Below are 10376 nucleotides of genomic sequence, written 5' to 3'. Positions count from 1 at the left end.
CCGGGGAAACCGGACTCACCGGAGCCACCGGGGAAACCGGACTCACCGGAGCCACCGGAGAGACCGGACTCACCGGAGCCACTGGGGAAACCGGACTTACCGGGGCCACTGGACTCACCGGAGCCACTGGAGAGACCGGACTCACCGGAGCCACTGGGGAAACCGGACTTACCGGGGCCACTGGACTTACCGGAGCCACTGGGGAAACCGGACTTACCGGGGCCACTGGACTCACCGGAGCCACCGGAGAGACCGGACTCACCGGAGCCACTGGGGAAACCGGACTCACCGGAGCCACTGGACTCACCGGAGCCACCGGGGAAACCGGACTCACCGGAGCCACCGGAGAGACCGGACTTACCGGAGCCACTGGAGAGACCGGACTTACCGGAGCCACTGGACTCACCGGAGCCACTGGAGAGACCGGACTCACCGGAGCCATCGGGGAAACCGGACTCACCGGAGCCACCGGAGAGACCGGACTCACCGGAGCCATCGGGGAAACCGGACTCACCGGAGCCACTGGAGAGACCGGACTCACCGGAGCCACTGGAGAGACCGGACTCACCGGAGCCACCGGGGAAACCGGACTCACCGGAGCCACTGGACTCACCGGAGCCACCGGGGAAACCGGACTCACCGGAGCCACCGGACTCACCGGAGCCACCGGGGAAACCGGGGCCACAGGAGCCACCGGACTCACCGGCGCTATCGGAGAGACCGGAGCCACCGGGGAAACCGGACTCACCGGAGCCACCGGACTCACCGGCGCTATCGGAGAGACCGGAGCCACCGGAGAGACCGGACTCACCGGGGAAACCGGGGCCACAGGAGAGACCGGGGCCACAGGACTCACCGGAGCCACCGGGAAAACCGGAGCCACCGGACTCACCGGACTCACCGGAGCCACCGGCGCTATCGGAGAGACCGGCGCCACCGGAGAGACCGGAGCCACCGGACTCACTGGAGCTACTGGACTCACCGGAGAAACCGGACCCACCGGAGCTACTGGCGCTACTGGCGCTACTGGCGCTACTGGCGCTACCGGAGAAACCGGGGGTTACGGACCCTGTTGGCCTCATTGGTCCCAGGGCCGTCCCGGAAGGTGCCAGAGCGCCTTTCAACCTTAAGAAGCAACTCATCGGGTGCCCGGAGCAGAGCTTCCCCGGGCACCCGCCGCTCTTTTGAGATATCAGGTCACGCACCCAACCTTGAGGACGAATCTGTCCACTGACCTGCGGAAACACGCAACAGTGTCACCCAAGTTGGCGGAGACGATCGCTTCGGCCTTGTCGTCGTCGTTCATGGACTGGTCCCTTCGGGTGGAGTGCTGCCGTCCGGCGCGTAGGGGTGGCGTTTCGAGGGGACATGGATGTCGCTGCGCCCCTTATCTGCTCGCGGGCCGGTGGTGTCTGTCCCGATGCACCTCCGAGGGGTGCGAAGGGCACCGGTCCGCGAGCACTCCCGCTTTCAGTCAGTGCTTTGCGTCGATGTAGTCGACGCCTCGGTGATCTCGACGTCCTCCAACTGCTGGGCTCGGGCTCCCCGCTCCTGGAAGTAGAGAGCGCTCAGTCCCGCACCGCACCGTCGCTGCGGCTGAACAGCCATGGGGCGGCGTGCCCGAGTCGGGGTTTCTAGGCCGTGCGCTGGAGTGGCTTGGTGTGTCGTTGTGCTCTGGGGTTCGTCGTCGCTTCATGATCTTGCTGGCCGGATAGGCCAGTGGCTTTCGGCCGCATTCTCCTCCGCGGCCGTCTTCGACGAACGGAATTCGCCGATGAACCTCACCCCTACCCCGCGTCCCCGTGTTCGAAGGGCGGGCGCTGCGCGCCTTGCTGTGACTGCCGCCACTGTCGTGGCCCTGCAAGCAGGAGGTGTCACACCCGTGCTCGCAGCCGTGGGGGCAGTGTCGCCCTTGGTGCGTGCCGTGCCGGCGGATTGTGTGAAGGAGCACGCTTACGTTCTGGCCGGTCCGAGGTTCAGGTCCGAGGGCACGTCCGTGCAGCAGGTGGACCTGAGCACCGGCGTACGCTCGGAGATCGGGAATTTCACCGCCCCGGCGAGTGCCTCGGTCAACGGGCTGGCGATTCCGCCTGGAGGCGAGGTGGCCTGGGCCGTCTCGGAGGACGAGGACGCCTCGGGGCACCAGGTCGTCTACCGTCTCGACCTGGCCACCAACACCACCACCGTCTTCCCCGGAGCCGCCAAGACGGGCCAGGGCACTGTCAGGGAGACCGTGCGCGGAGCGATCAACCCGCTCAACGGCTGGTACTACTACTCCCACTCGGTCAACAACCCGGCCGACCAGGACAGGCCCACCATCCAGGCCATCTACGCCTTCGACACCGTCAACAACGTCGATGTCGGCCTGGTCGGCACCCTCAGCGACCCTCGCTTCAACGGCAGCTCCGGCGACATGGTCTTCGACTCCGCAGGCGACCCCTACATGGTCATCTCCACCCCCGAGAACCTCGCTCCCGGCGGACTCAACTCCGTCCTCGTGCGGATCAACGAGGAACTTCCCGCCACCGCCGAGAACAAGCCCCTCACCGCCCAGCTGCTCGCCGACCTGCCCGACGGACCGGCCTACGGCATCACCCTCGCAGCCGACGGCCACCTCTACACCACCCGCACCACCGGCACGCCGGCCGGGGATCTGTTCAAGATCAACCCCAACAGCGGGGAACTCGTCGCGACGATCCCGATGAGCACCCCGGCGGACAAGCCGCCCACGCCGGTCGACGCGGGCAACTGCTCCTACGGCCCGAACATCACCGGCCAGACGAACATCCCGGGCCGCTACCAGCCCGATGACCAGTTCACCGTGACCATCAGCGGAAACGGCATCACCTCCGGCAACACCGGCACGTCCGCCGGAACCGACACCGGCGTCCAGGACACCCCGCCCGAGACCGCCGGGGCCCTGCCCGCCATGGTCGGCGAGACCTACACCTTCACCGAGACGCCGGCAGCCGGCACGGACATGGGCAACTACACCACCACCTACCAGTGCGTGGACACCGCCCACGAGAACACTGTCCTGGCCGAGGGCGGCGGCCCCACGGTCGATGTCACCGTCCCCGCCTCCCCCGACAGCCGCGGCGTGGCGGTGCTGTGCACGTTCACCAACACCCCCAAGCCACACGCCCCCACCCTCACCCTCGACAAGACGGCCACCGTCCGCGACACCGCCACCGGCCGCATCGTCACTTACACCCTCACCGCCACCAACACCAGCGACAACCCCGCGTCAGGCGTGCGCGTCGAAGACGACCTCACCGACGTCATCGACAACGCCACCTACAACAACGACGCCCACGCGAACACCGGACAAACCGGCTATGAGGCACCCAAGGTGATCTGGACCGGCGACCTCCCACCCCACCAGAGCATCGTCATCACCTACACCGTCACCATCGAAGAAGACGACCACCTCATCAACAAAGCCACCCTCACCGCACCCGGCAGCAACTGCACCACCGCATCGGACTGCACCGACACCACCACCACCGACCTCGACGACCCCGACCCCGGCCTCACCCAGCACTGACACCACACCCACCGACATCGGAGGCTCCAGGGAACTCCCCTCACTCTTCCTCAGGCACGCACGATGACCCACACCAGGTCGCCGGTAGGACGACCGCTGCCGCAGTTCCTCTCTCTGCTCGCGGGCCGGTGGTGTCTGTCCCGATGCACCTTCGAGGGGTGCGAAGGGCACCGGTCCGCGAGCCCCTCGCTCCGTCAGGGTCGGTAGGCTCGTCACCCCAATCGGTTGCGTCTCCCGTGAGACGGGTGGGGAGCGTTATGACGACGGAGCCCTCAGTTGACGCCACTGTGTCGGGGATGTGCCTGACCGTGCGGATCGGCGGGGAAATGGACTGGCAGACCGCCCCGTTCTTCCGCAACCGTCTTGTGGACGAGATCGCCCGAGGCCTGCGATTCGTGGTGCTGGACCTGTCAGCGGTGTCGTTTTGCGATTCGGCCGGACTGAATGTGCTGCTGGGAGCACGACGGCAGACGGAACGGGCTGGGTCCGTGCTGGTGCTGGCCTGCGTGCCACCGAACATGCATCGGCTACTGAACATGACCGGCGTGGACAGCGTGCTGCGCAGATACGACACCGTCACTGAAGCCGAAAGAGCGGTCGGCAGCGGAACCTGAGGCCCGTGCCGAGTCAGCCTCACGCAACGGCCGGGACCTCCAGGTCGTCGGCATCGGCTTATGCGAAAGAGGCATCGATAGCGGGGGCGATCGCTTCGGCCCTGTCGTCGTCGTTCGGCTGGTCCCTTCGAGTGGAGTGCTGCCGGTCCGCGCGTAGGGGTGGCGTTTCGAGGGACTATGGATGTTGCGTTTCCTTTTTCTGCTCGCGGGCCGGTGGTGTCTGTCCCGATGCACCTCCGAGGGGTGCGAAGGGCACCGGCCCGCGAGCACCGCTCCGTCAGTACTTCGCGTCGATGTAGTCGATGCCGGTGATCTCGACTTCCTCCAACTGCTGGGCCCGGGCTCCCCGCTCCTGGAAGTAGAGCTCTTTGGCGGCTTGGGCCAGCACCTCGTTCGGACTCTCACCGCTGCGGCCGGCCTGTGCGTCCAGGAGGCGGCCGGCCCATGCGGCGGGCAGGTGGAGGGTGAGCAGCCGGAAGCGGGCTTCGTCGGTGGTGCCGACGGGGGCTTTGTATCCGAAGGTGGCGCGGAACTCGACGTTCATGCCGGTCTGTGCGGCAGCACGTCGGCGGGCGCGTTCCCGCACGCGGGGCTGCCAGCGGGAGCGCACGGCTTCGTTGATGCGGTCCTGCACCGGCTTGGGTGGGTGTCTGCGGGCCCCGCGCCGGTAGCGGTTCACGGAGTCGGCCGTGACCCCGAGTTCAGCGGCGACCGCCCGGGCACTGCCGAGCTGTCGCATCAGGTAGTTGATCTGGCCCCTCAGGGTGGAGGGCGGGTCGGTGGTGAAGGTCTGGCGGCTGGCGCGCTCCATCGCTTCGCCGATCAGAGCGTCATCAGAGCCAGCGGTTTCCGGGCGAATGTCCCGTGGCATCGTGAGTTCCCCCGTCTATTCGCCGTCGTCGAGGACGGCATCGATGCCGCTCTTGATGAGCTGGGCGGGATTACCGCCCTGCTCCATCAGGTCCACCGCCCACGCCATCGACTGCACCCCCTCCACCTTCACCAGACCAGGGGCCACCCCAAGCCGGAACGCCCCCGGCAGCGGCTTACCGGACGTGGTGTACGGCAGCAGATCCAGCGGACTCTGGGTGGGCGCGGGGTAGACGACGCAGTCCGAGAGCACCCCGAGCGGGAACAGGCCCGCGGTGGCCATGTGGCGCATCTTGCGGTGCATATTGATCCGCGCCTTGGCGATGATCGCCGCGCGGATATCCGGGCGCCACGTCGGGCGCTCCAACTCCGGCCACCGCTCCCCCTTGACGTAGTTCAGGCCGCGGGCGCGGGAGCGGAGCTTCCCGATCCCGCCCTTCGCGGTTGCCTTGACGGCCGTCAGGACCGCACGCATCCCCGGATCCCCGTCACGCACGTTCTCCATGGCGGTCAGGAAGGCGGCGTCGTCCATGCCCGGTGTGACGCCGAGGTCTTCCATCGTGGCCAACAGAGCGGCCTTGAGTCGGTCGTGCCACGGATCCAGGAAAGCCCCCGACTCACGCCGGACATACGCCTCCAACGGATGCACGTTGTGCCCGAGCTCGAGCGCGTAGGCGACGGTATGCGTCTCGTACCAGGCCGGGCCTTCCGGGCGACCGCCGTGCGGGGTGAACGGCGACGGCAGGCGCGGGTCCATCTCGATGTGGGAGAGGTCCACCAGCCAGCACCCGGGGACCCGCTTATCGAAGCGGGGGCGTGTCACATGCTCCGGCGCACCCAAGCCGACCGGCGTGCGGGAGGCGGCGGCGAGGAACGCCGCATTCACATCCAGACCCAGCGCATACGGCAGGCTCGCCTCAGCACCAGAGAGCGTGTCCAAGTCACGGACCCACCCGTACACCTCTTCATCCAGGAACCCGCCGCCCCAAGTTTGGGCGAGGGGGTGTTCCGAGGGCACCTCAGGCGGAGCCGCGTCCACCGGCTGCGTACCGAGGGAGCCGGGATTATGCGCGGACACCCACGCCCCGGCGTCATCGCGCACGGCGCGGGTCGGCGGACGCAGCGCGGTCATCAGCTCCAGACCGTTGACCGCCGTCCCCCCGCGCGGAGTCAGCACCCGATCCGCATAGACGGTCAGGACCCGGGCAATCTCCGCAGGCTCCATGGCGGCGACACCAGGCCACGAGCGGTCATCCAGCGCGCCCCACGACAGGATCGCGAGCTGCACACACTGCCGCTGCCCCGCCTTCGCCGGCCGATACACACGCGCCCAAGGGCCGAACCCGCGCCGGGTGAGCTTCCACTTCGCCTTCGCCACCTGCTTAACCACCGGGTGATCCTCCGGCAGCCGCAGGCCCGCGCGCTGCTGCTGGCCCTCCAGCCGCTCCGGCAAACCCAGCCGCACCGCAGCATCCGCTGTGAGCACCACCAGCGGATCAGCGGCCTGCCCGTTCCGGTTCAACGCCGGCGCACCCACCGGCTGATCCAGGGTCCAGGCCACAAGCTGAGGGACCGTACGCGCCGGGCACTCCACCACCAGACCATCCCGCGCGTATGCGGTCAGGTCACAGTCAAGGACCAGCAACGGCCCATAGGCGAACCGCGGATCACCACCACTGGACGCCGCAGCCGTGCGGGTAGCCGGACGACGCGGCACTCCCGCCGCGCCCGGACGCCGCACGGGCGGGGCGACCACCGGCACCGGCGTCGACTCGGCGACGGGGGCGAGAGTCGGAGCCGCGGGGGCGGGGGATTCGTTCGTCGGCATAGCGGCTACGGGGGATCCGGCAAGCGCGGACGAGACCGGCTCCGGTGCAGACGCGGGAGCGGGCACGGACGCGGGAGCCGGAGCCGCGGGGGCGGGAACGGGGGTGCCGTGCACGGGGTACTTCTCCGCCCACCCGTTGAGCAGCCGCTGGTAGGCCTCCAACCTGGGCGGACGCGGCTCGGAACGGCCGTTCTCCCAGTTCTTCACCGTCTGCGTCGTGGTCTTCAACGCCGACGCCAAACGCGCCTGCGTCACACCAGCAGCCTCCCGCAGCCGCGCCCGCTCAGCCGGAACCGGTAGCTGCGGTTCCTCCGCCAGCAACGCATCCACGCTGGCGAACAGCTCTTCCTCAGAAGTCATACACCCGAACCTAGCAGAAACTTACCCAAATATTTAACCTCGCTGATTAACCCTTTCAGATTCGCATCTTATCCATGTGGCCGCCCTCGTCCGCGTGCCGCTATTGGGGAACTGGGGGTGCTGGTGATGGAAGTCGGTGTCCATCCACATGGCTGCGCGCTCAAGCCCCTGGCACCGACGACCCCGGCGGTGATCGGGACGAGCCGCGCCCTGCCGGGCGCGCTCCCACATGCGGCAGCGGGGAGGTCGGAAGCTGGGCTCATGGAAGATGCGTTTCGTCAAAAGATCGAGAAGTGGCTCGTGACGGAAGGAGAGCATCAGCTTTGGCGGGGAGGGTGCGACGGCAAAGGAACGCCGGTTGTGCACTGGCAGGGCCGGAAGGTCGGCGTCCGTCGACAGCTGTTCCTCCTTGACGCTGGCTTGCCGTCGTCCTGTCTGAAAGTTCGCCCGACATGCGGGGATGCGCTGTGCGTGGCGCCGACGCACGCGGAGCTGTGCCGGTCCGGGCGCGCTCATCGCTTTCAAGGCGTGTGGGAGCGGATCAGGGAGCGCGTGACTCCCATGGGCGGGGGTTGTCTGGTCGTGGGCACGGACGCGGAAGACGGGGAGACGCTGCAGGTGCACTGGCGTGGTCGGCAGATCCGCGTCTCCCGGGCCGTGTGGGAGGAACATAACGGTCCGGTTCCCGACGGGCTCGTGGTGGCACACTCCTGCCGACGTGCGGCCTGTGTGGCACTGGACCACCTCTATCTCAGCACCTACGGGCACGAGATCGCCCTGTCCACACAGCGAGGTCTGTTCGCCGGCGAAGCCCACTGGAACCACAAACTCACCGAAGACCAAGTCCGCTTGATCCGTTCCAGCCCCCTCACCTCACACGAACTGGCCGTTCTGTGCGGCGTCACACCCTCCACGATCAGCAACGTGCGGACACACCGCACCTGGAACCACCTCTAAGCTTGGCGTTTATCGCAGTGCGCCGACACCACCATCGACCTCGAAGACCCCCGAGGACAGCGCACCACCCACGGTGTGGCTGTGGCCCGCAGAGCACGCGCCCGCGCTGCTGGTCTACACCGGGACCCGGTGGCGCTGGGCCGAGGTGACCGCGCGCCAGGACTGGTCCGATGGGCGCACCGTCTACCAGGCGAGCGTCACCGTGCACGGCACTACCACCACGCACCTGTACCCATGGCCCCAACCAGGCCTGCGGGTCTGCCACCGGGGAAGCGCGGAACCGTACCGCGCGAAGCAACCAGGCGAGCGAACGCCCGACCGCGCATGAACGAGCCTGCCGGGGCCAGCAGGGACTGGCTGTAGGGTCAGCGAAGATCACGTGGGAGAAATGGGGACGAGCGTGGGTGAAGTCTGGGTCGCGACAAACTCGGGGGGCGCGACATCCAAGAGCCCCGCTCGGTTCGGTCTGGTGCGGGCGGAGGAACTCCGCACCGTCTACGGGGTGACGCATGGCAGCGCTGTGATCAGGGTCGCGGCGAAGGTACCCCATGTCGGCTTGGACGGCGCACGCGGTGACACGCTCGTGCTGGCGTCCACGAACGAGTCGGGCGCCCCTCTGCCAGCGCTGTTCCATCTCGATCTGATCCGCGCCATGCATCAGGCTCGCGCGCTGGATGAGGTCGAGCCGCTCTTCGTACGTGCCGAGTGCACGAACGAGGCATGGCAGTGGATCGTTTCGACACATGACCAATTCCGCGAACGCATGGAGCGAGAAACCCTCGCTGTTGAGTAGCCGGCCAGCGAAAGACCGGCCTGACTACCTCACAGATCGAATCGACGGCGCTGGGCCAGGCGACCGCGCGACAGAACGAAGCGGACAGACGCACCGTCTAACAGGCGACCGCCCCGCCCGCAGCAGGGCCACGCCGCACCTGTAACCCATGACCCCAACCAGGACTCCGGGTCTGCTCCTGCGCCAGCGCACAACACGTTCCTGCGAAGCAGCCCACGACCCAGGGATGACGGCACAGCAGCCCGGGGTGCGTCGGCCGGCGCAATCCAGTTTCTGGAACGCAAGCGGTGCCCCGGAAACCACGGGGTCCCGGGGCACCGCCTGTCAGCCGCTATCCGCGACGGGGGTGACACGGACAGCGGCAGCATCTGACGCTCTCACACAAGTCGTACGATCCGGGCCACCCGAGTACCTGCGATGACGCGAACCGGCCGCCTGGTAGCGCAGTACGCTCACCTGGTTGTGGCTCCGGTGCCGCTACCGATGACAGCCGCCGCCGTTGTGCCTGCTGTGAACGACGACATCCCCGATGAGTCCGGCCTGGTCCGGATCGACATCACCGCACGCACCGCAGACGCCGCCGCCCTGGTGGTCGAGCAGCTCAGTGCGCTCTGGCTCACCAGCCCCTCCGCACTGGCACAGGCGCCCGACGGAGGCATCCGGGTCACCATCCACGCGGACGTCAACCGCCTCCCCGAGGAAGACGGCTACCCGTTCCCCACCTGCCAACACCTCAACCACGAGTAGCCGATCGGCTGGCCCGCCCGGGACCGCTCCTGAGTGCCTGATTGGAATCCTGGCCGCACGTTGATGGCTCGCGGGATTGTGGGGGCATGCTTGTGCGCGGTTGAAGCTCAGCGAGCGCGATCGACAGGACCCGTCGGCGCGGCCAGGCCGGGTTTCGATGAGCCGCGGTGCGGGCCGAGCAGGTCGTGGTCGTAGGGGCGGTGGTGCAGGCGCATGCCCCTTCGCCCCCTCGGCCACCACAATCCGTGCACGCAGGGCCATGGCGTTCACTCGATTGGCGCATTGCGGGCTGGCGCGGAACCGCATGTGGGGCATGGGGACTAAAAACAGCAGGATTGGCAGCTCTTGCCAAACTCGCGCTACCTTCAAATACCTCGGCGTCGAAAGGAAGCCTTATGTGCGAGAAGAGTAGGCCGCTTCGCAAATACGAGCCAGAGAGGGAGGGGGATTCCGAAGCGGAGCGTTCAGTGAACCATGAGGAGCAAGACGACGGGGGGATAGGTGAGAGCCGCCAGAAGCGTCGCCCGCGCGGGCTCTCTGGGGTTGAGCATGGCGGGCTCTGGTGACTGAGCCCTTTCCATCCTCAGTCTGAGCTGGCCAGATGCAGGGTGAGGATGGCTTGGACGAGGCTGGTGACGCGGGTGGTCGAGCAGCGGAGTT

The 10376-nt window shown here is 67.7% G+C and carries 7 protein-coding genes and 1 pseudogene; 5 read left to right on the top strand and 3 right to left on the bottom strand.

Going from position 1 to position 10376, the window contains the following annotated elements; translation table 11 throughout:
* Positions 1-1082, bottom strand: a pseudogene (locus ABZ532_RS30380) (hypothetical protein); the annotation flags it as partial.
* A 914-nt stretch (positions 1083-1996) separates the two neighbouring features.
* On the opposite strand from ABZ532_RS30380, the gene ABZ532_RS30375 reads away from it, so the two are divergent.
* Both ABZ532_RS30375 and ABZ532_RS30370 read left to right on the top strand, forming a co-directional pair.
* Positions 1997-3547, top strand: coding sequence for a hypothetical protein (locus ABZ532_RS30375; RefSeq protein ID WP_361290898.1), 1551 nt, complete (start codon positions 1997-1999; stop codon positions 3545-3547).
* A gap of 143 nt (positions 3548-3690) precedes the next feature.
* Positions 3691-4161 (top strand): STAS domain-containing protein, encoded by a 471-nt coding sequence (locus ABZ532_RS30370; protein ID WP_361290895.1) that lies wholly within the window; start codon positions 3691-3693, stop codon positions 4159-4161.
* Between the two features lie 277 nt (positions 4162-4438).
* Here ABZ532_RS30370 and ABZ532_RS30365 read toward each other — a convergent pair whose 3' ends face one another.
* Both ABZ532_RS30365 and ABZ532_RS30360 read right to left on the bottom strand, forming a co-directional pair.
* Positions 4439-5032, bottom strand: coding sequence for an XRE family transcriptional regulator (locus ABZ532_RS30365; RefSeq protein ID WP_361290892.1), 594 nt, complete (start codon positions 5030-5032; stop codon positions 4439-4441).
* A gap of 15 nt (positions 5033-5047) precedes the next feature.
* On the bottom strand, positions 5048-7219 hold the full coding sequence (locus ABZ532_RS30360) for a helix-turn-helix domain-containing protein (protein WP_361290889.1): 2172 nt from the start codon (positions 7217-7219) through the stop codon (positions 5048-5050).
* Between the two features lie 126 nt (positions 7220-7345).
* On the opposite strand from ABZ532_RS30360, the gene ABZ532_RS30355 reads away from it, so the two are divergent.
* The 3 genes from ABZ532_RS30355 to ABZ532_RS30345 all read left to right on the top strand — a co-directional run bounded on the left by ABZ532_RS30355 (position 7346) and on the right by ABZ532_RS30345 (position 9716).
* Positions 7346-8176 carry an HNH endonuclease signature motif containing protein gene (locus tag ABZ532_RS30355; RefSeq protein WP_361290907.1) on the top strand — a complete coding sequence of 277 codons (831 nt, stop codon included), beginning with the start codon at positions 7346-7348 and terminating at the stop codon, positions 8174-8176.
* 502 nt (positions 8177-8678) lie between these two features.
* On the top strand, positions 8679-8969 hold the full coding sequence (locus ABZ532_RS30350; protein ID WP_361290886.1) for a hypothetical protein: 291 nt from the start codon (positions 8679-8681) through the stop codon (positions 8967-8969).
* Between the two features lie 510 nt (positions 8970-9479).
* Complete coding sequence (locus tag ABZ532_RS30345) at positions 9480-9716, top strand: hypothetical protein (RefSeq protein ID WP_361290883.1); 237 nt, start codon at positions 9480-9482, stop codon at positions 9714-9716.
* Positions 9717-10376 lie beyond the last annotated feature (660 nt).

This window comes from Streptomyces sp. NPDC019396 (assembly GCF_040632375.1).
Lineage (GTDB): Bacteria > Actinomycetota > Actinomycetes > Streptomycetales > Streptomycetaceae > Streptomyces.
The sequence above is the reverse complement of the archived record's forward strand: the minus strand, read 5'-3'. Positions and strand labels throughout refer to the sequence as shown.